This is a genomic window from Mycobacterium sp., assembly GCF_965229105.1.
GTDB lineage: Bacteria > Actinomycetota > Actinomycetes > Mycobacteriales > Mycobacteriaceae > Mycobacterium.
In genome coordinates, this window is record NZ_OZ245858.1 from 1,443,529 (window position 1) to 1,469,925 (window position 26,397).

The following is a 26,397-nucleotide window of genomic DNA, read 5'->3' on the forward strand; positions in this document are numbered from 1 at the left end:
ACACATGGGGAAGCTGGATAACAAGGTAGCGGTGGTCTCCGGCGCCGCGCGGGGCCAGGGGCGCTCACATGCCATCAACCTTGCGGCCGAGGGCGCCAGCATCATCGCGCTCGATATCTGCGAGGACCTGCCCGGCAACACCTATCCGCTGGCGCGGCCCGAGGATCTCGAAGAGACCGGGAAACTCGTCGAGAAAGAGGGCGTGGGGGTCTACACCGCCATCGTCGACGTCCGCGAGCGGTCCGCGGTGTGGAAGGCCATCCAAGACGGCGTCGACGAACTCGGCCGCCTCGACGTGGTGGTGGCCAATGCGGGAATCTGCGCGATGGGTAAGGGTCAGACCATCCAGTCGTGGTCGGACACCATCGACACCGACCTGGTCGGCGTGTTCAACGTCATCCAGGCCAGCCTGCCGCATCTCAACGACGGTGGATCGGTGATCGCTACCGGTTCCCTGGCCGCCCTGCTCGGCAGCTCGACCACCCAGGGTCCTGGGGGGTCGGCCTACAGCTTTGCCAAGCAGATCATCGCGCGCTATGTCAACGATCTGTCGATTCAGTTGGCCCAAAGGATGATTCGGGTCAACGCCATTCACCCCACCAACGTCAACACCGATATGCTGCACAACGACGGGATGTACCGGGTGTTCCGACCCGACCTGGCTGAGCCGACGCGCGAAGAGGCCGAGGCATCCTTCCCCGCCATGCAGGCGATGCCGGTGCCCTATATCGAACCGCAGGACGTCTCCAATGCGGTGGTGTTTTTGGCCAGCGACGATTCCCGCTACATCACCGGGACCCAACTGCGGGTCGATGCGGGCGGATTCGTCAAGGCGAAACCCTATAAGGGCTGAGCGACGGTGACCGCCACTTTGCCCGCGGGCGTCGAGGACATCCTGGCTCTGCAGCGGCGGGCTTTCGTCGCCGACGGCCCACCCGGTGTCGAGCTGCGCCGCGACCGGATTGACCGGCTGCTGGCTCTGCTGCTGGAGAATACCGATGCCTTCGTGGCGGCGATGGCAGCCGACTTCGGCACCCGATCGAAGGCGGCGACGCTCTTCACCGAGGTGGTCGGCATCATCCCGGTGATCGAGCACACCAGATCCCATGTTGCGCAGTGGATGCGACCTGCCAAGCTGATGCGTGGCGCCCGATTGTTCGGGCTGAAAGCCGAGGTCGAGCCCACCCCACTGGGCGTCGTCGGCATCATCGGCCCGTGGAATTTTCCGGTGAACCTGGTATTGCTGCCTGCTGCCGCCGCCTTCGCGGCGGGTAACCGGGTGATGATCAAGATGTCTGAGATCACTTCCCGCACAGCAGGGCTGATGGGGCGGTTGGCCCCGAATTACTTCGATCCGAGCGAACTGGCGGTGGTCACCGGTGGTCGCGACGTGGCAGCGGCGTTCACCAGATTGCCATTCGATCACCTTTTCTTCACCGGATCGCCAGATATCGGCGTCCTGGTGCAGCAGGCCGCGGCGCGACACCTGGTCCCGGTGACCCTCGAACTTGGTGGAAAGAACCCCGTGGTGGTGGCCCTCGACGCCGATATCGACCGCGCGGCAAAACGTGTCGCGGCGGCGCGGATGGTCAACGGTGGCCAGGTCTGTGTGTGCCCGGACTACGTGTTCGTCCCGCAGGAGCGACTGCAGACATTCCTGGCGACCGCGCGCCAGACCTTGCGTGAGATGTTCCCTACGGTACTGACCAACGGTGACTACTGTTCCTGCGTCAACGAACCGAACTACGACCGGGTACTCGGTCTGCTCGATGATGCCTACGCCAAGGGCGCCACCGTCGAGCCGGTCGCGCCCGACGGTGAACTGCTCCCCGACCGCGCCAGCCGCAAGATCGCGCCCACCATCGTCCATGGGGTCAACGCCGAGATGCGGATCACCGCCGAGGAGATCTTCGGACCGGTGCTGGTCGTGATGGGCTACCAGCGGCTATCCGAGGTCGTCGACTACGTCAACGATCGGCCGGCGCCGCTGGTGGCGTACTGGTATGGACCGGACAGCGACGACTTCCACACCTTTGTCCGCAGCACCCGCAGTGGCGGTGTGGCTCGCAATGACTTTGCTGCCCAGATGATTCCGTCGGCGGCGCCGTTCGGGGGTGTCGGACGCAGCGGGATGGGGGCTTACCACGGTAAGGCCGGGTTCGACGCGTTCACGCACTATCGGTCGGTGGTGGGATCGGATCTGCCATTCAGTATCACCGGTTCGGCATCTCCGCCATTCCGGGCACCAATGAAGTTCTACGCTGACGCCACCCTACGGATGGCTCGTAACCGGACGCACCGCCGTCTGGAACGGCGTCGGCTGGAGGGGAAGAAGATATGACGACAGCCACGTTGGTGTTCGATCCGTTTTCGGACGATTTCTTCAACGGCCCGTATAAGACGTATCGTCGTATGCGCGAAGAGGCACCGGTCTATTACAACGAGCAGTACGACTTCTATGCACTCACCAGACACGCCGATGTTGCTGCGGCATATAAGGATTACGAGTCCTTCTCGTCGAGCCGCGGTGTCGATCTGGCGATGGTGCGCAAGGGCGAGGTGACCGAACACGGATCGATCATCGCGATGGACCCACCCGCCCACCGTCATATGCGCAGTTTGCTGAACAAGGTCTTCACGCCGCGGGCGATTCAGGCGCAGCGACCGATGGTCAGCGCACTGATCGACAAGTACCTTTCCGTCATCGACCGCAACGGTTACTGGGATATGGTCCAGGACTTTTCGGCGCTGTTCCCCGTCGAGGTGATCACCACCATGCAGGGGGTTCCAGCGGAGGATAGCCAGCGGGTCCGGCTCTGGATCGATGAGTTGCTGCATCGTGAGTCCGGTCAGGTAGAGATGAGCGAGTCCGGGGTAAAGGCCGCCGTCGATATGGCGGTCTACTACTACAAACTCACCAAGAGGCGCCGCGGTGAGCTCGGCGACGATCTGCTGAGCAAATTGATCACATCGGAGATCGAGCGGGACAACGGTGAGATGGGCGTCCTGACGGATATCGAGATCACCGAGTTCGCCACCCTTTTGGGCGGCGCCGGTGCGGAGACGGTGACCAAGCTGATCGGGAATGCGGCGGTGGTATTCGGTCAGAATCCTGAGCAATGGCAGAAGCTGCAGGACGACCGGGACAAGATCCCGTTCGCGGTGGAGGAGTTGTTGCGCTACGAGGCGCCCGCCCAATACAACGTGCGATGCTCCCTGCGGGAGATCACCCTGCACGGTGTCACCATTCCGGCGGGTAAACCCGTGTTTCTCGTTGGTGGTTCGGCCAACCGGGACCCGGTGGCCTGGACCGACCCAGACACATTCGATGTCGACCGGGACAGGACCCAGGCGCAGAATCTCGGTCTGGGCTATGGCATCCACAGCTGCCTCGGTGCCGCACTGGCCCGGATGGAGAGCGCAATTGCACTGGAGAAATTGCTCGACTTCATGCCCCGCTTCGAGGTGGACTTCGCGCGTTGCCGAAGGGTGAACATGCAGAACGTCGCAGGCTGGAGCAATGTGCCAGTTCGGGTGCTGTAGCGAGGTGCGGTGATCGAAACACCGCTGGCCACTTTTGCCACACGAGTCCCTGGCCGAGTAGGGGTTGCTTTCGGCCGCCTCTGAGCGACAACGGGATCAGCCGCGGGTGCGGTATGGCAGTTGTCGCTCGGAGCCGGGCAGGAGCTATACACCCCCTGCGAGCTGCCTCCGGCCCATTACGGTTGCGCAGCTTGCTCTTTGGCCCACCGATAGTCGGCCTTACCGGCGGGACTGCGTTCGATCGCCGGTCGGAACACCACTGCTTTCGGCAACTTGTACCGGGCCAGCGAGGTGCCGGCATGGGCGATCAGCGCTTCGGCATCGGCAGTCGCACCGGCAACCAGAGCCACCACGGCCACGACTTCCTGACCCCACCGTTCACTCGGCCTGCCGGTGACCACGACATCGAACACGTCGGGATGTGACGCGACCGCCGTTTCGACTTCTTCGGCGAAGATCTTCTCACCGCCGGAATTGATCGTCGCCGAATCCCGGCCCAGGAGCTGGATCGATCCGTCCGCCAGGTGCGTGGCGCGATCACCGGGTACGGCGAAGCGGATGCCGTCGATGACAGGGAAGGTGGCAGCGGTCTTGACGGGGTCGCCCTTGTAGCCAAGCGGTACCGGTCCGCGCTGAGCCAACCAGCCGACACCGTCGTGGCCCGGAACCAGCACGCCGCTGAGATCCTCGGAGACGACGAACGTGTCAGGACCCGGCTGGAATGTCCCGGTCGAGACCGCGCCCGTGGCGGACATGTGGGTCATCTGCGCACCGGTCTCGGAGGAGCCAACGCCGTCGATGACCAGCAGGCCCGGTTTCGCGTCGATCAGGCGCTGTTTGGTGGTGGGCGTGAGCAGAGCACCTCCGTTGGCTGCCACTGCCAACGACGAGACATCCGCTGCGCCTGTCTCAATCGCTTCAGCCAGCGGCCGGGCCATCGCATCGCCGACGATGGTCACCACGTTGACCTGGTGTGCGGCGATCTCGGCGGCAACGGTGTGCGCGTCGAGTCGGTCTGTCACAGAGGAGAATACGATGGTGCGTCCGGTGGTCAAGGCCGTCATCACGGCCCACTGTGCGGCTCCGTGCATCAGGGGCGGCAGGACCATCACCGTCACCCCTGGGGCGTCCTTTGCTTTCTCGACGATGTCGTCCACCGAGGTGAAGACGCTGCCGCTGTAAAGGTCTCGACCGCCGAAGGATCCGATGAAAATGTCGTGTTGACGCCACAGCACACCCTTGGGCATACCGGTGGTGCCGCCGGTGTAGAGCACGTAGAGGTCATCGGGTGAGGAAGTCACCGGCGGCGGTGTCGGTGCGCTGGCCGCCAGCACGGTCTCGTAATCCACTGCGCCGTCGAGCAGTGGGTTGCCGGAATCGTCGGCGATCTGGATCAGGACCCGAAGCCCGGGTAACTCCGGCAGGATCTCCGCGACCCGCGGGGCGAAGACGGCGTGATACAGCAGTGCGGTGGCACCGGAATCGTTGAGCAGATAATGCAGTTCGTTCTTCACGTAGCGGTAGTTCACGTTGAATGGCGCGACGCGGGCGCCGAACGCCCCGAGAAGGCCTTCGACGTACTCCGGGCCGTTGAATGCGTAGATGCCGAGCAGATCTTGGCCCGCCTGGTGGCCCGCCAGGTCCTGGCGTGGGGTGTGTGCGCCGAGGCCTTGCGCATGTAGGTAGGACGCCAATCGGTTGGCGCGGCTCATCACCTCGGCATAGGAATACCTGCGCTCACCCTGGATCAGAAAGGTGCGATCCGGGATGGCCGTCGCGATCGCGTCGGCCACCGCTGGAACGGTGAATTCCATGACTTCTCCGTCAGTTTGAGGTTTGCAAAGCTTGAATCAGGTCGTCGGTGGTGGTGATGGTGGCCAGCAGCGCCAGGGTGTTGTCGATGATGGCCTCGCCGTACTCGCGGGGGATACCCGCCACGCCATCGCGCGGTAGCACCACGTTGTAGGCCTTATTGACGGCGTCCATCACAAGATTGGGGATCGCGACGTTCAGGGAGACGCCGACGACGATGATGGTCCGCACCCCCAAGTTGCGCAGGATCGCATCAAGATCGGTACCCCCCATGGGGCCGATACCGTGCCAACGCCGGAGTACGAGATCGGTTGGTTCGGGACCGAATTCGGACAGCAGGCTGGCGCCTTCACTGCCCTCGTCGATGGCCACGCCCGTGGCCGCCCCGGCAAACAGGCGCGCATTGTGGTTGGACCCCCGCCCGTCGGGGCGCCGCTGCACCAGGCAGTGCACCACCGGAATCCCGGCGGTCCTGGCGACAGGCAGCAGCCGCGCGATATTGGGCAGCGCAACTCCGCGCGCCTCGAGTGCCAGTGCTGCCAGACCCGCGTTGGGGCCGACGACGGCGCCCTGCAACTCCTGGGTGACCACCGCGAGATCACCTGCGGCGAGCAGGCCGGCGAGTCGCTCAAGGCGTGTCACACCGGCACCTCATGGGGTGGGGTGGCGGGAACGTCGTAGAACTGCGTGGCCCATTTACGCATCGCCAGATAGGGTTTGGCATCGATCTTCGATAGCGCCGGATGCTCCACATACTTCTGCCAGCGCCAGATGTCGACGTCCTCCCACACCGTCTTGAGGAACTGACGTTCCACCTTCTTGCGGACCTCCTCCGGCGGCACATCGGAGGTCTCCCCGGGAACCTTCGGCCACCAGATCGAATAAAACATGTCCGACACCTCGTCATCGACCGGGGTGCAGGCGAAAATCAGCCGGTGATTCGACGACCCCTCGAAGACGCTCATGGCGAACCCGAGCCCGGAGAAGTGGCTGTGGATACGCAACGCCATCGCCTCGGGGTCGTCGCTGTGGACATCGGGCCAGCCCGTCAGGAACCGCCACTCTTGGTCGACATTCTCCCAGTGCAGACAAACCGGAGTGACCGACGCGCCGTGCACATACCGGAAATGTGAACTGTCAGGCCCATTCTCGGCAACGATCTGCGGGTGTACCGGGATGGCATCGGCCCGGCTGGAGAACTCCGGGTACGGCCGGTAATAGGCATCCGGGTCGGTCTCGAACTGAGGGAATTTCCAGAAGATATCGGGAAGCTCCCACTGTGGTTCTTGCCCGTGGGGCTGATACCACATGAAGATGCAGCCGTACTGCTCCTTGACAGGATACGAGCGCAGCCGCAGACCGCGATTCGGTTTGTCGGGCTGGTAAGGGATATAGCGGTTTGTGCCGTCCGGGCCCCATTGCCAGCCGTGGAAAGGGCATTCCACACAGTCGCCGACCACCTTGCCGCCGTGGCCGATATGGGCGCCTAGGTGTTTGCAGTGCGCCTCCAACAGGTGAAGCTCGCCGGCCTCGTCACGGTAGAGCGCCATGTCCTCGCCGAAGAATTTCACCGCACGGACATCGCCGTGTGTGAGCTCTGCGGTCCAACCGATCATGAACCAGCCGGTGACCTTCCAGGTGAACGGCACTTTCATGGTGGCGACCCTCCTCGGGCAGGGTTGCGCAGAATCGGCTGCACTCCGTAGATAGGTACTGTAATACTTACAGTATTATGGGCACGAGTAATCTGCGGACTCCACGCACGGCACTGGTGATGCGTGCAAGCGGATTCGTCGGCTCGCATATCACCCGTCAACTCGTCGGACGCGGCGACGTCTACTACTGCGTGGTGGAGGCACGGGCGATGTCGCCCGATCCCGCGCCACTGATCCGCACGAGGGCCGCGCAGTTCTACGCGCAGCGGTATGCGCAGATCAGAGAGGTAGTCGATCAGTGAGTGCACAACAACCCGGCAACTACGAAGCAGTGGTTATCGGGGCCGGCTTTTCGGGGCTGTACATGCTGCACCGGCTGCGCGAGCTCGGGATCCGTGCCGTCGCATTGGAGAAGGCCGAGAATGTTGGCGGGACATGGCTGTTCAATCGCTATCCGGGCGCTCGTTGCGATATCGAGAGTATCGAGTACTCCTACAGTTTCTCCGAGGACATCCAACAGGAATGGGAGTGGACGGAGACGATGCCGGCCCAGCCGGAGATCGAGGCGTATCTGAACTTCGTCGCCGACCGACTCGACCTGCGTCGTGATATTCACTTCCACACCAAGGTCGTCGCGATGACCTTCGACGAGGAGGCTGCCGAGTGGCGGCTGGAGACAGCTACGGGTGAGCAGTTTGTTGCCTCATTCGTCATCGCGGCATCCGGAATCCTCTCAGTGCCACTGGAACCCGATATCCCGGGGATGGACACCTTTGCGGGGGAGTCGCTGTACACCAGCCGCTGGCCAAAGGGCGGTGTCGATTTGTCGGGTAAGCGGGTTGGCGTCATCGGTACCGGCTCCACCGGTGTGCAGCTGATACCGGTGGTGGCTCGACAAGCGCGCGAACTGACGGTGTTCCAGCGCTCGGCGGCGTTCACGCTGCCGTGGGAGGTGCGCAAGTTCGAGGCCGGCGAACTCGACGAGATGAAAGCGAACTACGCCGAGATCCGCGCCGAGCAGCGGGCTCACCCGGTAGGAGCCGCGCGCCTCTCGGCCTTTTCATTGTTGCTCGGGATGCTGCTCAGGCCGGCCCTGAAATCGGCTTCAGCCGAGGACCAACGACGCGCCGTGGAAGAAGGCGGCGTGATGGGCGCGCTCAACTGGGGCGACGTGTTCTTCGATATCGAGGCCAACCAGAGGGCGACCGAACTCTATGGCGAAGCGGTCGCCCGCATCGTCAAGGATCCGGCGACGGCGGCGGCGTTGGTGCCCACCCACCCCTTCGCCTGTAAGCGACCGATCATCGATCAGGGCTACTACCAGACCTACAACCGGGACAACGTCACCCTGGTCGACCTGCGTAAGGACCCGATTCGTGCGGTCACGTCAGCGGGTATCGAAACCGAGCAGGGTGAGCACGAGCTGGATGCGATCATCTACGCCACCGGCTTCGACGCTATGACGGGCGCCCTGACCCAGATGGACATCCACGGTCGCGGTGGCATCCTGTTGCGTGATGTCTGGGCCGACGAAGGCCCAGTGTCCTACCTCGGTCTGCAGATCGCCGGCTTCCCGAACCTCTTCACCGTCCAGGGTCCGGGTGCACCGGCCGCGGCCACCAATTTCGTTGCCGCACTGGAACAACACGTCGAGTGGATCGGCGACTGTATCGCCGACCTCAAAGCCACGGGTGTCCGCACCATCGAGGCGACGCCGGACGCCCAACGCCAGTGGATCGAGCACACCACGGAACTCGTCGCACCCACCGTACTCATGCACCCGTCGTGCAATTCCTGGTACAACGGGGCCAACGTGCCGGGCAAGAAGCGCCGGTACATGGGGTACGTCGGGGGCATCCCGGAGTATCGCCGGCGCTGCGACGAGATCGCGGCAACCGGTTACGCGGGCTTCGATCTAGGCTGAGCGTGATCGACGAGATCGTCAGCTCGGCGGGCCGTACTCCCGGATGACGCGCTCGCGGGCGTACCCGAGTTCGCGCGACAGGTCATAGTGCTCGGGCAGCACAATCCAGTGGAAGGCGATACCGAATCCCGCCGCGCTGATATCGCTGACAGCCTTGTCCAGGTCGATGTCCGGGCGGACAGACCCGTCGACAATTCCGCTGCGCAGTCCACTGTCTACCGCGTCGACGCCACGCTCGAACCAGGTCTGCAGCCGGCTCCGCACCGGGGATGTGGTCTTGACCGCTTCGAACGTCATGACGAACATCGCCCGAAGAAAATTGCGGTCCCGCGCATACATGTCCTGGATGCGACCGAAGTGGGCCACCGCGTTCTCCATCCCGGTGGCGCCCGGTTGAGGACCGGGCAGCACCTGTTGGACGTAGCCGTGCTCGATGAACGCGTCCAAGATGGCGTCCTTGCTGCCGTAACGAGCGTGCACCATGGCACGGCTATAGCCGGCCCGACGCCCGATCTCCGCGGCAGTGGTTGCCTCCCAGCCCTTTTCGGTGACCAGCTCGGCGGCGGCTTCGACGAGGCGACGACTCGAGGCCTCGACGCGCTGCGGCTGGGTGAGTCCGCGCGCGGGAGAAGGCATCGTTGCATATTAGACGGGCGACAACTATGTTGCTTGTCTATCGTCAAATATCAGAGGAGCGCGATGGTGACTCCGGCGTCCGGCCGGGTGCCTGCCGGTATCGACGACGTCGACGCCACATGGCTGGCCCGCGCACTGGACCGTGACGTGACCGGTGTCCGCGCCGAACAGATCGCGATGGACAGTGGGTTCTCGTCGCTGCTGTATCGACTGCACCTCACTGGCAACGACGTGCCTGCCACGGTGATCGTCAAGCTCGCGGCGCAGTCCGAGGCGCGTGGCGCCATGGAGATGTTGGGCGGTTACCGCCGGGAGCTCGCCTTCTACCGCGACGTCGCCGACCGGTCGCCGCTCGACACACCGCGCGTCCACTTCGCCGCGGGCGCCGTCGATTCCGCTGACTTCGCTTTGGTGATCGAGGATCTCGCAGACTGGGAGAACGCCGACCATCTGGCCGGGCTGTCGCTGCACCGGGCGCAGCTGTGCATCGAGCAACTGGCCGGACTGCACGCCTGGTCGCTGACCGCCGAGCTGCCAGATGAATTCCCCAGCATCGACACCCCGATGGCCCGGGATATCTTCCTCCCGGTATTCGGCATGGGATGGCAGGTCTACCTTGCCAATTCGTCCTCGCCCGTGCCGCCGGCGGTGGCACGCTTCGCCGAACAGTTCGCACAATTGGCCCCACAGGCGCTGGATGCGCTGGGTTCAGGATCGATGTTGCTGCACGGGGATATCCGGGCCGACAATCTGTTTTTCGACGGAGAGCGCCTGAAAATCGTCGACTTTCAGATGGCGTCCCGCGGCGTCGGCACGGCCGATATCGCGTACCTGGTCAGTCAGGGCCTCCCGGCAGAGGTCCGTCGCGGGCAGGATGAGAGCCTGGTCCGCCAGTATCTCGACCACCTCGGTGTCCCCGGTTATACATTCGCCGACGCGTGGCGGCATTACCGGTTCGCTGTTGCCTACCTGATGGTGCTTCCCGTCATCACCCTGGTGGGCTGGGATGCCCTACCGCAACGTTCCCGCGCCCTGTGCATCACGCTCGTCGACCGTGCAGTGGCGACCATCGACGATATTCATGCCCTGGAGGTATTCAGGTGAGTACAGCGGTGCGCACTGCACGCGAAGTGGTAGAGCAGTACAACCTGGTGGTCTGGAACCACAGGGATTTCGCGTTGGCGGAAGAGCTGATGGGCGAAACCGTCATACGCCATGAGGTCGGCGAGGCGACGGTGCTGACCCACGCGGAGGCGGTGGCGCGCATTGTCGACCACTGGGCGATGTTCGAGACGATTCGCTTCGACCTCAACGTGGTCGTGGCCGGGGACGACGGCGAACACGTCGCGATCGTCTATCAGTCGCCGATGAAACTCAAAGATGGGACCGAGACGACCATCGGGAGCATGGAGATATTCCGTGTGGTCGACGGCAGGATCACCGAAGTCTGGAATTGTGGCTACAAACAAGGAGTTTGGCAGTGACACGTGTACTCGATGAACTGGGCTACTACCTGCTGGCGGGAGCCGGTGGAGAGGGTCCGGCCGGGCTGATGGACGAGGCCCGCCGCGGAGAAGAGCTGGGCTTCGGCACAGCATTCATCTCGGAACGGTGGAACGTCAAGGAAGCCTCGTCGCTGACCGGTGCCGCCTGTGCTGTCACCAACCGGATGCAGATCGCCACGGCGGCAACCAATCACAACACCCGCCATCCACTGATCACCGGCTCGTACGCCACCACCATGCACCGACTGTCCAAGGGCCGGTTCACTCTTGGCATCGGGCGGGGTATCGCCGCGATGTACAACGCCTTCGGCGTGCCTGCGGTGACCACCGCGCAGATGGAGGACTTCGCGCAGGTGATGCGCAAGCTCTGGCACGGTGAGCTGATCTTCAACCACGACGGGCCCATCGGGAAGTATCCGGTGCTGTTCCTGGACCCGGATTTCCGGGAGGACATTCGTCTGGCGATCGTCGCCTTCGGCCCTCAGACGCTGGCCCTGGGTGGTCGCGAGTTCGACGACGTCATCCTGCACACGTATTTCACGCCGGAAACCCTGCAGCGTGCGGTGAAGACCGTCAAGGATGCCGCCGAGCAGGCCGGCCGGGACCCGGCTAGCGTCAAGGTGTGGTCGTGCTTCGCCACCGTCGGTGATCACCTGCCCGAGGAACTGCGGCTGAAGAAGACCGTCGCGCGACTGGCCACCTACCTCCAGGGCTACGGCGACCTGTTGGTCAGCACCAACGGCTGGGATCCGACTGTGCTGCAGCGGTTCCGGGAGGACTCGGTGGTCACCTCCGTGCCCGGCGGTATCGACCACAAGGCCACCGCCGAGCAGATCGAACACATCGCCACGCTGATCCCGGACGAGTGGCTGGAACCGTCGGCTACCGGGTCGTCGGCGCAATGCGTCGCCCGGATCCGGAAGGAATTCGACTACGGCGCCGATGCAGTCATCATGCACGGCGCCACTCCGGATGAGCTGGAACCGATCGTCACCCAGTACCGGGTCAGTGGTTCGGGTCCGTCGTGAAGGTGTGCTTCACTCCTTCGCGGGGGTAGCCCGCCGCCAGATCAGTGTGCTGTGCGTGGTGCGGTCTGCTTCGGTCGTGCCGGCCGACAGGATGAGCAGGCCGGGCTCCAGGCGCACCTGTCGGATCTGGGGTTGTAACAACAGCTCTGGCATGGTGGCCATCCGCATCTCGTGGCGCACCGTCGACGCGTTCTCGTCGACGTGGAACGGGCCGCTGTAGGCGATGTAATCGGTGATTTCGGTGTCCGCGGTCTCCTCCGGCGCCAGTTGAGCCGACATGAACCCGTCGTCGGTGTAGAGGATCAGCCCGCGCGGATTGCTGCCCATCGGGTAGCGGGTTTCGCCGGTGGCAGTATCGCGGGAAGCGAAAGACTCCAGCTCCCAGCTGCCCAGAATCGCGTTGCGTACCAGTGACATCGGTGCCTCCTATGGTCAGGGCAAAATTGCGGTGCGGGTGACGGGTTCGGCGGCGGACTGCCTGCTGGACAGTCCGCGTTGCAGCGCAGTCAGCAGCGCATCGCGGGTTTCCCGCGGGTCGATCAGTTCGTCGAAGCCCAGGTTCTCCGCTGAGGTGAAAGACGCTTGTAACTCACTTTTCCGTAGTTCGGCAGTGGCGGCTTCCCCGGCGTGGGAAGCCACACCTAACGCAGCCGCACTCATGGCGCCCATCGTCGCACCGGGATAGCCAAAGGTGGCGACCTGGTCGTCGAAACCCAACAGCGACATCACCATCGAGCCGAACCCGTACGCCTTGCGCAGCGTGAGGTGCAATTTCACCGTAGTGGCCATCGTCTGAGCGGCGAACATCCGTGCGCCGCTGCGCAGAATGCCGCTGCGCTCGGACCGGCTTCCCGGCAACATGCCTGGGTTATCCGCCAGGAAGATGATCGGGAGATGGAACGAGTCGGCGACCATGACGAAATGTGCTGCCTTGTCAGCGGCGTCAGCGTCGATGGAGCCGGCCATCACATTGGGCTGGTTGGCGACAACCGCCACCGGATGTCCACCCAGATGTGCCAGGGCGCAGACGATGGCGCGGCCGAATCGCGGTTGCACCTCGAACCAGTCGCGCTGGTCGAAGACCACGTCGAGGACGGCCCGCATGTCGTAGACCCGCCGGTTATCCCTGGGCACAATATCGAGAAGTTCCGGGGTGGCGCGCGCCGCGGTTGACTCACCGGCCGGCAGCGATGGCGGATACGACCATGCGCTCGAAGGGAAATAGCCCAGGTACCGGCGTACCGCATCGAGCACGGCCGCGTCGTCGTCGGCAAGGTTGTGCACCACACCGCTGGCGATCGCGACCTTGGGACCGCCCAGGTCCTCTTTTGAAATGTCCTCTCCGGTGGACTCTTTGACCACAGGTGGCCCCGCAGTGAAGATCGCGCCGTGTGCGCTCATGATTCGGAAGTCGCAGACCGGAGCGACGAGTGCCCCATGACCGGCGGACGGCCCGAGGACCGCGGCAACAGTCGGGACGCGGCCCGAGCATTTGGCCTGCGCGATCAAATCTGTGGGTGATCGACCGCTATGTCTACCTGGCCGAAATCCGGCTCCCTCCAACAACATCACCAATGGGATCTTGTTCCGCACGGCCAGCTCGGCGATCCGGTATCGCTTGGAGTTGCTAACCGGACCAATGGTGCCCGCGACCGTGGTGAAATCCTCGGCGCCCAGCATGATCGGTGAACCGTTGACCTCGCCTGCGCCGGCGATGATGCCGTCCGCGGCCACGTCACCGCCCGCCAGGGTGCCGAGTTCGCGGAAGCTGCCGGGGTCGACCAGCGCGTCGATGCGGGCGCGGGCATCCAATTTGCCCGTACTGCGATGCTTGGTCAGCCGATCCTGGCCACCCATCGCGTAGGACTGCCGCCGCCGCCGGGCCAGGTCGGCCAGGGTGTCATCCCAGTCCTGCGCCCCGGTCATATGACAAACCAGGTCATCACAACTCCTCAGGCGTTGACCATACTGAATTGCTTACTGTAGCTTCGCCAAGTGCTCAAGATAGACCGTGGGATACCCAGTCAACTCGACCGAGTTCCCACGGTGGCTCGCGCACTCGAAGATGCTGGCTACGACGGCTGTTGGACCGGGGAGATCAACCACGACCCCTTCCTTCCGATGCTGCTTGCCGCCGAACACACCTCGACCATCGAACTCGGTACCAGCATCGCGGTCGCTTTCGCCCGTAACCCGATGACCGTGGCCAATGTCGGCTGGGATCTGCAGTCGTACTCCAAGGGCAGATTCATCCTAGGGCTCGGCACTCAGGTGCAGGCCCATATCGAGAAACGCTTTGGGATGCCGTGGAGCGCACCCGTTCGCAGGATGCGGGAATTCGTTGTCGCGTTACGGGAGATCTGGTCGTGCTGGCAGGACGACACCAAGCTGAGCTTCGAGGGGGAGTTTTACACGCACAAACTGATGACGCCGATGTTCACCCCCGAGCCGTCGGAGTTCGCGGCGCCGCGAGTGTTCATCGCAGCGGTTGGCGAGGCTATGACGCAGATGTGCGGTGAGGTGGCCGACGGTCTGCTGGCGCATGCCTTCACCACCAGGCGCTACCTCGACGAGGTGACGGTTCCCGCGGTGGAGCGTGGCCTGGCACGCAGCGGCCGCGACCGCGCGGAGATCCAAATCTCCAGTCCGGTATTCGTGGTCACCGGCCGCGACGAGGCCGAAATGGCCACCGCCGCTGGCACCTTCCGCAAACAGATCGCGTTCTATGCGTCAACACCGGCCTACCGTCGCGTCCTGGATCTGCACGGCTGGGGCGAGCTACAACCCGAGTTGCGACGACTTTCCCTTCTCGGTGACTGGGATGCGATGAGTGCGCTGATCGACGACGAGGTGCTGGCCGCATTCGCGGTCGTCGCGCCTATTGATGCGGTAGCGGCGGCGCTCGCGCAGCGGTGCGCCGGAGTGATCGACCGGGTGTTGCCGGGATTTCCGGCCGGTACGACGGAACCGGTAATAGCGGGAGTTCTCGAGGAATTGCGTAGTCCGAGAGGGACATGAGATGGACAGAATCAACGGGAAGACGATCGTGATCACCGGTGCCGCCCGCGGAATCGGCTACGCCACTGCGCACGCGCTGCTCGCACGCGGCGCCAGGGTGGTGATCGGCGACCGAGATATCCCCCTGTTGGAAACTGCTGTCGCGACGCTCACCTCCGCCGGCATGGTGTCCGGTCACCCGCTCGATGTCGCCGATGCTGAGTCGTTCGGGATATTCCTCGCCAAGGCCCGCGCCGACGGTGGCGGACATATCGACGTGCTGATCAACAACGCCGGAGTGATGCCGGTTGGACCGTTCCTATCGCAAACCGAACAGGCCATTCGCACGTCGATCGAAGTGAATTTCTACGGTGTCCTCAACGGCTGTCGGCTGGTGCTGCCGGAGATGGTGGCCAGGCGCGCCGGACACATCGTCAACATCGCCTCGCTGGCGGGGGTGGTCGCCGTACCCGGACAGGTGGTCTACGCGGGTACCAAGTTCGCCGTCGTCGGACTTTCGGTCGCACTCGCCGATGAGTTCGCCTCCCACGGCATCGAGGTCAGCACCGTGCTGCCACCATTTACCAAGACCGAGCTGATTGCAGGCACCAGAGAAACCGCATCGAGTAAGCCGGTCGCGCCAGAGGCGATCGCCGCGGCCATCGTCGACGTGCTGAACAAGCCGAGAACCCTTGTCGCGGTGCCACGTCCGATGCGTTTCGTGGCACCGGTGCTGGCGATGCTGGGCCCGCGCGCGCGGCGTTGGCTGAACCGGCGCACCGGTGCGGACCGATTGTTCCTCGACCTGGACGTCGCTGCACGGCACGCGTATGAGGAGCGGGCGCAGGACGCGTTGGGTGTGCTCGGCGACACGTGATGTGGGCCGTCCGAAGCACTATTTGATCTCACTACTGTATCTATTACCGCAGTTGCTACAGTTAGCACCATGCAAAACCTGACTACCGACAGTGTCGCCGCGGTGTTGGCCGATCCGACGGCGTATGCGGATGAGCCCAGACTGCATGCGGCGCTGACGCAGCTGCGGGCCACCGATCCGGTGTGTCTGGTCGACGTTCCCGGCTATCGCCCGTTCTTCGGGATCACCAAACATGCCGACATCATGGCGGTCGAGCGTGATAACACCGTTTTCACCAATTCGCCGCGCCCGGTGCTCACCACCATCGAGGGCGACGAGCAGCAGGCGATGATGGGTGTCAGCACGCTGATCCATATGGATGGGCCACAGCATCGGGTCATCCGGGCGATCGCAGCTGACTGGTTTCGGCCGAAGGCCATGCGCGCGTTGAAGGTTCGTATCGACGAATTGGCCAGGACGTTCGTCGACGGGATGCGTGATGCCGGCGGTGAGTGCGATTTCGTCCAAGAGGTGGCGGTGAATTTCCCGCTGTACGTGATCATGTCGCTACTCGGCCTGCCGGAGGCGGACTTTCCGCGCATCCTCAAATACTCCCAGGAGTTGCTCGGCAACGATGATGCGGAGTTCCAGCGCGGTGCCTCGATGGAGGAGCGCGGCCTGGCGCTGTTCGAGATGTTCAGCTACTTCAACGAGGTGACCGCCCTGCGGCGTGCGACACCGACAGAAGACCTGGCCTCGACGATCGCCAACGCCCGTATCGACGGCGAACCACTATCCGATATCGACACGGTGTCCTACTACCTGATCATTGCCACCGCGGGCCACGACACCACCAGCGCAACGATTTCCGGCGGTATGCACGCCCTCATCGAAAATCCCGACCAACTGCAGCGGCTCCGTGACGACCCTGCTCTGATGGCGCTGGCGACTGAGGAGATGATCCGTTGGGTGACACCGGTCAAGGAGTTCATGCGTACCGCGCAGCAGGACACCGTGGTCCGCGGTGTGCCCATCGCCGCGGGGGAATCGGTTCTGCTGTCCTATGTTTCGGCCAACCGTGACGAGGATGTCTTCGCCGATCCGTTCCGCTTCGATATCGGCCGCGATCCCAACAAGCACATCGCTTTCGGGTTCGGCGTGCACTTCTGCCTCGGCGCGGCACTGGCGCGGATGGAGATCAACAGCTTCTTCAGCGAGCTGATCCCGCGACTGCATACCGTCGAACTCAACGGCAGGGCCGAGCACACCGCGACGACTTTCGTCGGTGGACTCAAGCACCTGCCGATCCGCTACACCCTGCGCTGACTGTTTCGCCCAAAGGTGAGGTTGGGCGTTCGTTGTTATTTCTGTGATGCGGTGGCGTTGTCGAGTTTGGCTGCCCAGTCGGCGAAACTTGTTTTGTCGCCGGTGCGTTCGTGGGACAGGGCGCGGATTTCGACGTCGTGGCCTTCGGCGGCTTTGCGTAGCGCCCCCACTCCTGCCTGGTCTTTCGGGACATGGGTGAACGGCTCGAAGTGGTAGAGGCGCATCGCGTTTTCGTGCGTCATCTTGTTGATGTCGGCATCGGGCACCTCATAGGTTTTGAACACCGCATCCAACTCTTCGGGGGCACCGGGCCACATCGAATCCGAATGCGGATAGTCCATCTCCCAACAGATGTTGTCGATCCCGATCTCGTGGCGTAACTTCACCCCGACCGGATCGGAGATGAAACACGTCATGAAATGCTCCCGGAACACCTCCGAGGGCAACTTCCCCCCGAAATCCTGATGCGTCCACGTCGAATGCATCTCATAGGTGCGATCCACCCGGTCCAGGAAATACGGAATCCACCCCGTCCCACCCTCAGACAACGCGATCTTGAGACTCGGATACTTCTTGATCGGCGCCGACCACAACAGGTCGGCGGCGGCTTGCACGATATTCATCGGCTGCAACGTGATCATCACATCCATCGGAGAATCCGGCGCCGGGATACTCAACCGCCCCGAAGACCCGATATGCACATTCATCACCGTCTCGGTATCCACCAACGCCTCCCACAACGGCGTCCAATACTCATCATGAAAGGACGGATAGCCCAGGGCTGCCGGGTTCTCGGTGAACGTCAACGAATGCACCCCCTTAGCCGAGACCCGCCGCACCTCCGCCGCACACAACACCGGATCCCAGATCACCGGGATCGCCATCGGGATGAACCGCCCCGGATGGGCACCGCACCACTCGTCGATATGCCAATCGTTGTAGGCCTGCACCAACGCCAGCGAAAAATCTGAATCCTCGGTGGCGAACAACCGGGCCGCGAACCCCGGAAAGCTCGGGAAGTTCATCGTGGCGAGGACCCCACCGGCGTTCATGTCCTTGACCCGCTCCGCGGCGTCGTAACAGCCCTTACGGATCTCATCGAGACCCTGCGGTTCGAGGCCGTATTCCTCTTTCGGCCGACCGGCCACCGCATTCAATGCCACGTTCGGGATCACCGTGTCCCGGAACTGCCACGTATCAGACCCATCAGCGTTATGCACCAACCGCGGCGCCTCATCCTTGTACTTCTCCGGCAGATGCCCCGTGAACATGTCCGGCGGCTCAATGATGTGGTCATCGACACTGATCAAAATCATGTCGTCCTTGTTCACGGCGCATCCTCTCCCGACGGGCTTACGGTATGCCCTTACACTAGCGCGGACTTGTGTAATGCGGGGTGAGACGGGTTACGCCGTGAGAAGTGGTGCCATCCAGTTGAGTTCGGCGGGCAGTTGCTCGCTCCAGAAGCCGCCGTCGTGTCCGCCGGGGGAGAAACCGCCTGCCGGCGGATTTGGCAGCTGCGCAATGAACTGTTTGGTGGCCGAATAGAACGGATCGCTGTTACCGCAGTCGATCCGAATCGGGATCGATGCCAGCGCAGGCAGTCCGAAGACGGTGTTCGCGGCGAAATCGTCGGAACCGTCGAAGGCTCCCGGTGCGGTGGCGCCCGACGCTGTCCACAGCGCGGGACTGACGGCGGTTATCGCGGCGGTGCGGGCAGGTCCGAGTCGCGCGCCCAGCAGCAGCGCGCCATAGCCGCCCATCGACCATCCGAGGAATCCCACCCTGGACGTGTCAAGGCCCTGGGTGGCCAGCATCGGGATGAGTTCGTCGAGCACCATCGCCCCGGTGTCATCACCGGATGCCCGGTTGTGCCAGTAGCTTCCAGCCCCGTCGACGCTGACGACGGCGAACGGCGGCAGGCCGGCGTCGACGAGCTGGGCCAGGCCCTGCTCGACCCCACCGGCCATCACACTGGACGCGCTTCCGCCAAGACCGTGCAGTGCGATAACCGGCCGCAGTGCCGTCGTCTGCCCCGGCGGCCTGGCAATCGCCCAATTGGTGTTGATACCGCCGCGCGCTGCTGAGGCGAATGACCCGGTGACCATCGTCGGCGCCGCGGTGGCCGCGGGTGCGGGTTCCAAGGGGAGTGGCGGAGCGGGCGGAGCCAGCGGCGCGCCGACTCCGGTCATCGTCACCGGCGGTCCACTGCCAGTGGGGGCCGAGTCGAGTAAACCGCTGAATGCGGTGATCCCGGCGGCGGCCGCGCCCCCGACGACCGCACCGGCACCGAGACGCAGGACGGTCCGACGGCTCAGGTCTGGCATGCGCGCCATCATGCCATCGGGGTGGGGTTTGCCCGAAAGTGCCCGCGTGACCTGGGCTGCTGGCAGCATGACTATCCGTGACAGCAGCAGTCACTCCAAAAGGAGAGCGTCGACGGTATGCACTGGTCAGTGCTGCCGCCGAACTGCTGTGTGAGGGCGGTTTCGAAGCTGTCCGGCACCGCTCGGTCGCCAACCGGGCCGGGCTGCCGCTGGCGTCGACCACCTACTACTTTTCTTCCCTTGAGGATCTGATCGCCGCAGCTGTCGAACATGTCGGAATGCAGGAGGCGACGCTGTTACGCAGCAGGGTGTCCACCCTGTCGCGGCGCCGCCGGGGTGCCGAGTCGACCGCCGATGTGCTGGTGGACCTTCTGGTTGACGACTCCCCGGGCAGCGACCCCAGTGAAAAGCTGATTTCCCGCTATGAGCGCTATATCGCCTGTGCACGCCAACCGGCCCTGCGTGACGTCCAACGCCGGATCCTGCGGCTGCGCAGCGCCGCCGTCCGCGAGGCGGTCGAACGCTCGGGCCGCAGCGTGCGTGCCGAGCTGCTGTCGGCGCTGATGTGCGCGGTGGACGGGGCTGTGGTCTCAGCCCTCGTCGGAGACGGCGAGACACCGCGGGCTACCGCCAGGGCCACCCTGATCGACGTCATCGATGTGCTCGCGCCCTACGACATCGGAGCCAGGCGGGCCGCCCGGGTTTGAGTGGAGAACGTCGGGGCTACCTTTTGCTCATGAATTTCGCCACCGCGGCCGTCGACGCTGTTCTCGATCGTTCCGTGGTCATCGGCTACACAAAATTGGGCTCGTATCTGCGCAGATTGTGGTGGGCCGCTGATCCAGGTGAGCAATCACTGGCCGGTAAGCGGGTCGTGGTCACCGGTGCCACCTCGGGCATCGGCCAGGCGATGGCGCAGTCCTTCGCCGAACTCGGGGCCATTGTGCATCTGGTGGGCCGCAACGCAGACAAGGTGCAGCATTCCGCGTCGGAGATCCGTAACCGGGTCCCGGCCGCCGTCATCGTCGACGAGGTCTGCGATATCTCCGACCTGGACGCTGTCCGGACGTGGACCAAGAGCCTGGCCGGCCGGGTACCCGCCATCCACGGACTGGTGCACAACGCCGGACTGATGCCGCCGGAACGTGCCGAAACGGCTCAGGGCCACGAGGTACAACTGGCCACGCATGTGCTCGGCCCGCATCTGATGACCGAGGAGCTGCTGCCGCTGCTGCAGGCCGCAGGTGGCGCGTCGGTGGTGTGGATGTCTTCCGGTGGCATGTACACCTCGCCGCTGGTCGATGATGACCTGGAATACCGCTCCGGCTACAGCGGTATCAAGGCCTATGCCCGCACCAAACGCATGCAGGTGGTGCTCGCCAACGCGTGGGCCCGCCGGCTGGCAGGTTCGGATATTCGGGTCGAGAGCATGCACCCCGGGTGGGCGGAGACGCCCGGCGTCGCCGAGAGCCTGCCGCTGTTCCGGATGATCACCCGCCCTGTCCTGCGGGATGCGGCCGACGGAGCCGATACCGCCGTCTGGCTGGTGGCGACCAGGCCGAGATCGACACCGAGCCACTTCTGGCATGACCGCGCGCAGCGGCCCACCACCATCGGCTGGCAGCGCGACGAAGACCCGGCCAAGGTGACGCGCTTTCTGCACCAGGTTTCTGCACTGACCGCTACGGCCGACTTCTGGCCCGATTTCGCGGACTGACCGGGGCGGGTTTAGGCCACACCGAACCTGGGAAGTCCACAGCGAATTCTCAGGAGGCCCGATGTCCACGCAGGAAACTGTCGAACCGGATTCTCAACCCGAGCTCAAGCGGGTGATGGGCCCTGGGCTGCTGTTGCTGTTCATCGTCGGCGATATTTTGGGCACCGGGGTGTACGCGCTCACCGGCGATGTCGCCGCCGAGGTGGGCGGGGCGGCGTGGTTGCCCTTCCTGGTGGCCTTCTTGATCGCGATGGTCACCGCGTTCAGCTACCTGGAGTTGGTCACCAAATATCCACAGGCCGCGGGAGCCGCGCTGTACACCCATAAGGCATTCGGGATTCACTTCGCCACCTTCCTCGTGGCGTTCATCGTGATGTGCTCCGGTATTACCTCAGCCTCGACCGCATCGCGATTCTTTGCGTCCAACTTCTTCAAGGGATTCGGAATCGACTGGGGGACAGCAGGAATCATCGCTGTAGCGGTGGTATTCATGGTGATCGTCGCCGCGGTCAACCTGCGCGGTGTCGGTGAGAGCGTGAAGCTGAACGTCGTACTGACCATCGTTGAGATCACCGGGTTGATGATGGTGATCTTCGTCGGGTTCTGGGCGTTCACCCAAGGCGGCGACGTTGACTTCTCCCGCGTCGTCGCCTTCGACACCGCCGACGATAAGAACGCGTTCCTTGCGGTGACCACGGCGACGTCGCTGGCCTTCTTCGCGATGGTGGGTTTCGAGGATTCGGTGAATATGGCCGAGGAGACCAAAGACCCGGTGAAGATCTTCCCGAAGATGCTGCTGACCGGTCTCGGCATCGCAGGCGTCGTCTACATCATCGTCGCCGTGGTGGCGGTCGCGCTGGTTCCCATCGGCACGCTGGAAGCCAGCGAGACACCGTTGGTGGAGGTGGTCAAGGCCGGGGCGCCCGGTCTACCGATCGAGCAGATCCTGCCTTTCATCTCCATGTTCGCCGTCGCCAACACGGCGCTGATCAACATGCTGATGGCCAGTCGACTGATCTACGGCATGGCCAAACAACACGTACTGCCACCGGTGCTGGGCACCGTGCACGCCACCCGACGCACGCCCTGGGTCGCGATATTGTTCACTACCGCAATCGCTTTCGGGCTCATCCTGTACGTCACGGCGTTCGCTAACGATAAGGCGATCTCCACCCTGGGCGGCACCACGTCACTGTTGCTGCTTGCGGTGTTCGCGGTCGTCAATGTCGCGGTTCTGGTGCTACGCAAGGACGTTCAGGCAGATGGCGCGCATTTCAAGACGCCGACCTGGCTGCCCGTCGTCGGCTTCGTCACGTCGCTGTATTTGGTGTTGCCGCTATCCGGTAGACCCCTGCAGCAGTATGTCCTGGCCATTGCCCTGGTCATCCTGGGCGTGGTGCTGTTCGGGGTGACGCTGGCGATCAACCGCGCCTTGGGAATTCGCGGCCCTGGAATCACTGACGTCGAGAAACTGGATTCCGGGCCGCGGTAATTCGACTGTTCAGCCGGGGAGTCCCTGCTCCTCGGGCGGCAGGGCCGCGGGGCCCTTGATGGCCGGGGTGGCTACGGGAAGTTCGGCTGCCGTCGCGGCAGGCTTCTGGGTGACGGTGACGCCGGTCGACATCTCCGAACTGGTGACCGATGCCGGGCTGGCCTGCGACGCCATGATGGTGCCGCCAAGTACGCCCAAGGCGACGACGGCACTGCCGCCGATCATTGCCGCGAGCTTCGTTTCTGTGCGCTTCATGCTCAATAACTCCCAATCCATGGCGAATCTATGCAATGGGTTACAAGCCCTTAGGCTCGCTAGCTATTCCCCTCAGTCAAAGAATGGCAGTTTTGTAACAAACGTTCAGGAAGCTATTGCACGTCCGGACGTAACTTCTCCAGCCGGGTCTGCAGTTGGGCCGCCCGATGCGCATTGCCCGTCAGTGCGACGTACTGCTCACCGAACTGCGCCAGCAACGCGTCATCGAGCCTGCGCACCGCACCCGCCGGATACCGGTAGCCCATCCGCGCGTTGACACCGCCCGAGTCGAAGCTGTTGAGCATCGCCTCGAGCTCGTCGAGTGAGTCGATGCCGAGCTCCAGTAGCAGTCCCGATATCCAGGCGTAATGCTCGGTGCGGGACCAGCCCGCGTCGGGGAAGCGGTTGCCCAGATAGGTGGCCAGCACGGGCGTGGCGATCCTCGGATCGGTGCTTTCGTCGGTCCGCTCGGCGGGCGGCGAGGATTTCAGCCGTTCGCGAATGGCGCTGAACTCGCGGTCCGCGAGCTCCAACAGTCCCGCTGCCAACGTGAATCGCCGATCCAGGTCAGGGGCGTCCTCTTCGGGGATCGAGCCCTTGTAGCGGATGTCGTGTTCGAATTCGGCCCACGCATGCTGCAGGACGGTCCGAACCTGAATCGAGGCCGGATGCTGTTCGGTTTCGCCCGCCACCAGCAGATGTCGGCTGGCGTACCCCCAGCGACCCTCCCTGGCGGTCTCCTGACCCATATCGCGATCGTCGAGCAGTTGCATTTCTTCGCCGAGCAGGTTGGCCACCGTCGTGACGTCATCGCGCAGATACGTGATGATCCGCAGGCCGATCTGGTCAGTGATCTCGGCCAGCGGATCGGTGTACAGCCGTTGACCGTCCGAGCTGCGGTCGGCCTTCTCGGCGAAGGACGCGACGCTCTTGGTGCGCGCGGTGATGCTGAGATAGTTGATACCGGCGTCATCGAGCAGGGTGGTGACCAGCTCCAGATACCTGTCCGTGGCACCGACCAGTGCGGGTCTGCGTTCGGCAAACGCTGTGACGGCGTCCCGAACCGCACCGGGGGTCGGTTCCGGCGGTGCCGGGAACAGGTCTGGCGGAAGTGTCGGGGTGATCGTGGTGCCGGTCTCCGCGTCACCGTAGATCGTGATGTCGGCAGGTCGATGCGTCGCGAACAGTGCGACGTAGGCGCAGACGACCGCGTCGACCGGATCCTCGACCCGGCGCAGCTCGCTCTTGCGGGTGGCCTGCTGCACCTGCTGGCGCATCTCGCGCCAGGTCTCGTTATCGCCGACGCGCAGTGCCGGGGACGCCTGCGCCAGGCTCTCGATCAGATCCATCAGCCGGAGCAGCTCGGACCGCAGCTGCGCCAGGTTCCGGCCCGGTTTCTGCTTGTACTTCAGGGTGCGGCCCAGCCGGAACAACGCGATCGTCGCCGGGTGGGGGTAGACCTCGATGGCTCTTTTGTTCGACTCCGAATGGGTGTCGATATCGAGGTCAAGGGCCGCCGCCAGCCGTGCCGCTCGTGGTGTGCCTGCGAATTCCGGTTTACCGGTGTTCGTCGGGTGCGCCCCCGCCTCGAACTTCGCGAAGTCTCGATTCAGTGCGGCTTCGCTGGGCCGCTGGCCCGTCGCATTCGTGACCACCAGTGGGGCGTCGAACGCCACCAGGCAGTCGTCCTGGACATACGGTGCCACCGCGGTCCGGATGCTGGCGTCGTCCTGGGCTGCGCCGACATGCACCAGCCGGCCCTCATCATCGACGACTGCGATACCTGTGGGCTTGCGCTCGCCCCAGGCGAGGTCGATGCCGACGAAGAACACGCTGCACACTCTGCCTTATCCGGTACCAGATGAGCCCCAGTAAGCTGGGCATTCGTGAGCATTCACTCCGACAGCATTCCCAACGTACTGGCCTCCCGCTACGCCAGCGCCGAGATGGTGGCGATCTGGTCACCTGAGGCGAAAATCGTCGCTGAACGCCGGTTGTGGCTGGCTGTGCTGTCCGCGCAGGCCGAGCTCGGGGTCGCGGTGCCGCCCGGAGCTGTCGCCGACTACGAGCGGGTCATCGGCGATGTGGACCTGGCGTCGATTGCCGCCAGGGAACGGATCACCCGCCACGACGTGAAGGCGCGGATCGAGGAATTCAACGCACTCGCCGGCCATGAGCAGGTGCACAAGGGTATGACCAGCCGCGACCTCACCGAGAACGTCGAACAGTTACAGATCCGTCGCTCACTGGAACTGGTGTTCGCGCACGGGATTGCGGTGGCCGCCAGGTTGGCCGACCGCGCGGTGACCTACCGGGATCTGGTGATGGCCGGACGGTCGCACAACGTCGCCGCGCAGGCCACCACGTTGGGCAAGCGCTTTGCATCCGCGGCCCAGGAGACGCTTGTTGCTCTGGTGCGGCTGCGTGAACTGATCGACCGTTACCCGCTGCGCGGGATCAAAGGACCGATGGGTACCGCACAGGACATGCTGGACCTGTTCGACGGTGATGCCGCGCGATTGGCCGCGCTGGAATCACGGGTCGCTGGGTTCCTGGGTTTTGCGGCTGTGTTGGACAGCGTCGGGCAGGTGTACCCGCGCTCGCTGGATCACGACGTCCTCTCGGCACTGGTGCAAGTGGGTGCCGGCCCGTCCTCGTTCGCACACACCGTGCGGCTGATGGCCGGACATGAACTAGTCACCGAGGGCTTTGCCCCTGGGCAGGTCGGCTCGTCGGCGATGCCGCACAAGATGAACACCCGATCATGTGAACGGGTCAACGGCCTTCAGGTGGTGTTGCGCGGATACGCCTCGATGGCGGCGGAACTCGCTGGGGCGCAATGGAATGAGGGCGACGTGTTCTGCTCGGTGGTCCGCCGGGTGGCGCTGCCTGACGCCTTCTTCGCCGTCGATGGGCAGACCGAGACCTTCCTGACGGTGCTCGACGAGTTCGGTGCCTACCCCGCGGTGATCCAACGCGAGCTGGATCGCTACCTGCCGTTCCTGGCCACCACCCGGATCCTTATCGCGGCGGTGCGCGCCGGGGTCGGCCGCGAGACCGCCCATGAGGTGATCAAGGAACATGCCGTTGCCGTCGCGTTGGCGATGCGCGAAAAGGGTTTGGAGCCAGATCTTTTGGACCGATTGGCGGCCGACCCGCGGCTGCCGCTGGATCGGGCGGCACTCGATGCCGCACTGGCCGATAAGGAAGCCTTCACCGGCGCCGCGGGCGATCAGGTCGACCAGGTGGTCACCGCCGTCGAGCAGCTGGTGAGTACGTATCCTGACGCCGCCAAGTACACCCCCGGCGCGATCCTCTAGCGCC

General features: G+C 64.0%; 24 protein-coding genes and 1 pseudogene. 15 read left to right on the top strand and 10 right to left on the bottom strand.

Translation table 11 applies throughout. From position 1 onward, the window contains the following. The first annotated feature begins 4 nt into the window (after positions 1-4). The 3 genes from ADBZ9O_RS06960 to ADBZ9O_RS06970 are packed head-to-tail and all read left to right on the top strand — an operon-like array spanning position 5 to position 3,543. A complete protein-coding gene (locus tag ADBZ9O_RS06960) occupies positions 5-853 on the top strand; it encodes a mycofactocin-coupled SDR family oxidoreductase (protein ID WP_526529671.1) in 849 nt (282 codons plus the stop codon). A gap of 39 nt (positions 854-892) precedes the next feature. Then, entirely contained in the window at positions 893-2,341 is a 1,449-nt protein-coding gene (locus ADBZ9O_RS06965) for an aldehyde dehydrogenase family protein (RefSeq protein WP_526532915.1), read from the top strand. Further along, positions 2,338-3,543: a cytochrome P450 gene (locus ADBZ9O_RS06970; protein ID WP_526529673.1), complete on the top strand. Its 1,206-nt coding sequence runs from the start codon at positions 2,338-2,340 to the stop codon at positions 3,541-3,543. The genes ADBZ9O_RS06965 and ADBZ9O_RS06970 overlap by 4 nt, the downstream gene beginning before the upstream one ends. Before the next feature lie 176 nt (positions 3,544-3,719). Here the strand turns inward: ADBZ9O_RS06970 and mig are convergent, their stop codons facing one another. Genes mig through ADBZ9O_RS06985 form a run of 3 tightly spaced genes read right to left on the bottom strand, consistent with a single transcriptional unit; the run spans position 3,720 to position 7,010 of the window. Beyond that, positions 3,720-5,357 carry a medium-chain acyl-CoA ligase Mig gene (gene mig / locus ADBZ9O_RS06975; RefSeq protein WP_526529675.1) on the bottom strand — a complete coding sequence of 546 codons (1,638 nt, stop codon included), beginning with the start codon at positions 5,355-5,357 and terminating at the stop codon, positions 3,720-3,722. Positions 5,358-5,367: 10 nt separating this feature from the next. After that, complete coding sequence (locus ADBZ9O_RS06980) at positions 5,368-5,997, bottom strand: cysteine hydrolase family protein (RefSeq protein WP_526529677.1); 630 nt, start codon at positions 5,995-5,997, stop codon at positions 5,368-5,370. Beyond that, positions 5,994-7,010 carry an aromatic ring-hydroxylating oxygenase subunit alpha gene (locus ADBZ9O_RS06985; protein ID WP_526529679.1) on the bottom strand — a complete coding sequence of 339 codons (1,017 nt, stop codon included), beginning with the start codon at positions 7,008-7,010 and terminating at the stop codon, positions 5,994-5,996. The genes ADBZ9O_RS06980 and ADBZ9O_RS06985 overlap by 4 nt, the downstream gene beginning before the upstream one ends. 77 nt (positions 7,011-7,087) lie before the next feature. On the opposite strand from ADBZ9O_RS06985, the pseudogene ADBZ9O_RS06990 reads away from it, so the two are divergent. Further along, a pseudogene (locus ADBZ9O_RS06990) lies at positions 7,088-7,261 on the top strand (hypothetical protein); the annotation flags it as partial. Between the two features lie 113 nt (positions 7,262-7,374). Further along, the gene (locus tag ADBZ9O_RS06995; protein ID WP_526532917.1) at positions 7,375-8,934 is read left to right on the top strand and encodes a flavin-containing monooxygenase; all 1,560 of its coding nucleotides are present in this window, start codon (positions 7,375-7,377) and stop codon (positions 8,932-8,934) included. 18 nt (positions 8,935-8,952) lie between these two features. Here the strand turns inward: ADBZ9O_RS06995 and ADBZ9O_RS07000 are convergent, their stop codons facing one another. Continuing rightward, positions 8,953-9,570, bottom strand: coding sequence for a TetR/AcrR family transcriptional regulator (locus tag ADBZ9O_RS07000; protein ID WP_526529681.1), 618 nt, complete (start codon positions 9,568-9,570; stop codon positions 8,953-8,955). Between the two features lie 63 nt (positions 9,571-9,633). On the opposite strand from ADBZ9O_RS07000, the gene ADBZ9O_RS07005 reads away from it, so the two are divergent. The 3 genes from ADBZ9O_RS07005 to ADBZ9O_RS07015 are packed head-to-tail and all read left to right on the top strand — an operon-like array spanning position 9,634 to position 12,103. Further along, complete coding sequence (locus ADBZ9O_RS07005) at positions 9,634-10,674, top strand: phosphotransferase (RefSeq protein WP_526529683.1); 1,041 nt, start codon at positions 9,634-9,636, stop codon at positions 10,672-10,674. 8 nt (positions 10,675-10,682) lie between these two features. Beyond that, complete coding sequence (locus ADBZ9O_RS07010) at positions 10,683-11,054, top strand: nuclear transport factor 2 family protein (protein WP_526529685.1); 372 nt, start codon at positions 10,683-10,685, stop codon at positions 11,052-11,054. Then, positions 11,051-12,103, top strand: a complete 1,053-nt coding sequence (locus tag ADBZ9O_RS07015; protein ID WP_526529687.1) for a TIGR03857 family LLM class F420-dependent oxidoreductase — start codon at positions 11,051-11,053, stop codon at positions 12,101-12,103. Before ADBZ9O_RS07010 ends, ADBZ9O_RS07015 begins: the two co-directional genes overlap by 4 nt. 9 nt (positions 12,104-12,112) lie before the next feature. Here the strand turns inward: ADBZ9O_RS07015 and ADBZ9O_RS07020 are convergent, their stop codons facing one another. Both ADBZ9O_RS07020 and ADBZ9O_RS07025 read right to left on the bottom strand, forming a co-directional pair. Then, positions 12,113-12,520 carry a lipocalin-like domain-containing protein gene (locus ADBZ9O_RS07020; RefSeq protein ID WP_526529689.1) on the bottom strand — a complete coding sequence of 136 codons (408 nt, stop codon included), beginning with the start codon at positions 12,518-12,520 and terminating at the stop codon, positions 12,113-12,115. Between the two features lie 15 nt (positions 12,521-12,535). After that, entirely contained in the window at positions 12,536-14,029 is a 1,494-nt protein-coding gene (locus ADBZ9O_RS07025) for an acyl-CoA carboxylase subunit beta (protein WP_526529691.1), read from the bottom strand. A 69-nt stretch (positions 14,030-14,098) separates the two neighbouring features. Between ADBZ9O_RS07025 and ADBZ9O_RS07030 the strand changes: the two genes are divergently transcribed. The 3 genes from ADBZ9O_RS07030 to ADBZ9O_RS07040 all read left to right on the top strand — a co-directional run bounded on the left by ADBZ9O_RS07030 (position 14,099) and on the right by ADBZ9O_RS07040 (position 17,282). Continuing rightward, entirely contained in the window at positions 14,099-15,121 is a 1,023-nt protein-coding gene (locus ADBZ9O_RS07030; RefSeq protein WP_526529693.1) for an LLM class F420-dependent oxidoreductase, read from the top strand. Position 15,122: 1 nt separating this feature from the next. Next, positions 15,123-15,977, top strand: a complete 855-nt coding sequence (locus tag ADBZ9O_RS07035) for an SDR family NAD(P)-dependent oxidoreductase (RefSeq protein ID WP_526529695.1) — start codon at positions 15,123-15,125, stop codon at positions 15,975-15,977. A 69-nt stretch (positions 15,978-16,046) separates the two neighbouring features. Further along, positions 16,047-17,282, top strand: coding sequence for a cytochrome P450 (locus tag ADBZ9O_RS07040; protein WP_526529697.1), 1,236 nt, complete (start codon positions 16,047-16,049; stop codon positions 17,280-17,282). A 35-nt stretch (positions 17,283-17,317) separates the two neighbouring features. Here ADBZ9O_RS07040 and ADBZ9O_RS07045 read toward each other — a convergent pair whose 3' ends face one another. After that, positions 17,318-18,613: an amidohydrolase family protein gene (locus ADBZ9O_RS07045; RefSeq protein ID WP_526529699.1), complete on the bottom strand. Its 1,296-nt coding sequence runs from the start codon at positions 18,611-18,613 to the stop codon at positions 17,318-17,320. Positions 18,614-18,688: 75 nt separating this feature from the next. Then, on the bottom strand, positions 18,689-19,621 hold the full coding sequence (locus ADBZ9O_RS07050; RefSeq protein WP_526532919.1) for an alpha/beta hydrolase: 933 nt from the start codon (positions 19,619-19,621) through the stop codon (positions 18,689-18,691). 65 nt (positions 19,622-19,686) lie between these two features. Between ADBZ9O_RS07050 and ADBZ9O_RS07055 the strand changes: the two genes are divergently transcribed. The 3 genes from ADBZ9O_RS07055 to ADBZ9O_RS07065 all read left to right on the top strand — a co-directional run bounded on the left by ADBZ9O_RS07055 (position 19,687) and on the right by ADBZ9O_RS07065 (position 22,818). Then, complete coding sequence (locus ADBZ9O_RS07055; RefSeq protein ID WP_526529701.1) at positions 19,687-20,316, top strand: TetR/AcrR family transcriptional regulator; 630 nt, start codon at positions 19,687-19,689, stop codon at positions 20,314-20,316. Positions 20,317-20,345: 29 nt separating this feature from the next. Next, complete coding sequence (locus ADBZ9O_RS07060; RefSeq protein WP_526529703.1) at positions 20,346-21,326, top strand: SDR family NAD(P)-dependent oxidoreductase; 981 nt, start codon at positions 20,346-20,348, stop codon at positions 21,324-21,326. A 61-nt stretch (positions 21,327-21,387) separates the two neighbouring features. Next, positions 21,388-22,818, top strand: coding sequence for an amino acid permease (locus ADBZ9O_RS07065; protein WP_526529705.1), 1,431 nt, complete (start codon positions 21,388-21,390; stop codon positions 22,816-22,818). 9 nt (positions 22,819-22,827) lie between these two features. Here ADBZ9O_RS07065 and ADBZ9O_RS07070 read toward each other — a convergent pair whose 3' ends face one another. Then, positions 22,828-23,073: a hypothetical protein gene (locus tag ADBZ9O_RS07070; RefSeq protein ID WP_526529707.1), complete on the bottom strand. Its 246-nt coding sequence runs from the start codon at positions 23,071-23,073 to the stop codon at positions 22,828-22,830. 113 nt (positions 23,074-23,186) lie between these two features. Further along, positions 23,187-24,905, bottom strand: coding sequence for a bifunctional ribonuclease/(p)ppGpp synthase (relZ, locus tag ADBZ9O_RS07075; protein ID WP_526529709.1), 1,719 nt, complete (start codon positions 24,903-24,905; stop codon positions 23,187-23,189). Positions 24,906-25,019: 114 nt separating this feature from the next. Here relZ and purB point away from each other — a divergent pair, with 114 nt between their 5' ends. Further along, positions 25,020-26,393, top strand: coding sequence for an adenylosuccinate lyase (gene purB / locus ADBZ9O_RS07080; protein WP_526532921.1), 1,374 nt, complete (start codon positions 25,020-25,022; stop codon positions 26,391-26,393). Positions 26,394-26,397: the final 4 nt, after the last annotated feature.

Coding starts and splice junctions, on each gene's coding strand:
- ADBZ9O_RS06960 (WP_526529671.1), top strand. CDS start 5: ATGGGGAAGCTGGATAACAAGGTAGCGGTGGTCTCCGGCGCCGCGCGG.
- ADBZ9O_RS06970 (WP_526529673.1), top strand. CDS start 2,338: ATGACGACAGCCACGTTGGTGTTCGATCCGTTTTCGGACGATTTCTTC.
- mig (WP_526529675.1), bottom strand. CDS start 5,357: ATGGAATTCACCGTTCCAGCGGTGGCCGACGCGATCGCGACGGCCATC.
- ADBZ9O_RS06985 (WP_526529679.1), bottom strand. CDS start 7,010: ATGAAAGTGCCGTTCACCTGGAAGGTCACCGGCTGGTTCATGATCGGT.
- ADBZ9O_RS06995 (WP_526532917.1), top strand. CDS start 7,375: ATGCTGCACCGGCTGCGCGAGCTCGGGATCCGTGCCGTCGCATTGGAG.
- ADBZ9O_RS07000 (WP_526529681.1), bottom strand. CDS start 9,570: ATGCCTTCTCCCGCGCGCGGACTCACCCAGCCGCAGCGCGTCGAGGCC.
- ADBZ9O_RS07005 (WP_526529683.1), top strand. CDS start 9,634: ATGGTGACTCCGGCGTCCGGCCGGGTGCCTGCCGGTATCGACGACGTC.
- ADBZ9O_RS07020 (WP_526529689.1), bottom strand. CDS start 12,520: ATGTCACTGGTACGCAACGCGATTCTGGGCAGCTGGGAGCTGGAGTCT.
- ADBZ9O_RS07025 (WP_526529691.1), bottom strand. CDS start 14,029: ATGACCGGGGCGCAGGACTGGGATGACACCCTGGCCGACCTGGCCCGG.
- ADBZ9O_RS07035 (WP_526529695.1), top strand. CDS start 15,123: ATGGACAGAATCAACGGGAAGACGATCGTGATCACCGGTGCCGCCCGC.
- ADBZ9O_RS07040 (WP_526529697.1), top strand. CDS start 16,047: ATGCAAAACCTGACTACCGACAGTGTCGCCGCGGTGTTGGCCGATCCG.
- ADBZ9O_RS07050 (WP_526532919.1), bottom strand. CDS start 19,621: ATGATGGCGCGCATGCCAGACCTGAGCCGTCGGACCGTCCTGCGTCTC.
- ADBZ9O_RS07060 (WP_526529703.1), top strand. CDS start 20,346: ATGAATTTCGCCACCGCGGCCGTCGACGCTGTTCTCGATCGTTCCGTG.
- ADBZ9O_RS07065 (WP_526529705.1), top strand. CDS start 21,388: ATGTCCACGCAGGAAACTGTCGAACCGGATTCTCAACCCGAGCTCAAG.
- ADBZ9O_RS07070 (WP_526529707.1), bottom strand. CDS start 23,073: ATGAAGCGCACAGAAACGAAGCTCGCGGCAATGATCGGCGGCAGTGCC.
- purB (WP_526532921.1), top strand. CDS start 25,020: ATGGTGGCGATCTGGTCACCTGAGGCGAAAATCGTCGCTGAACGCCGG.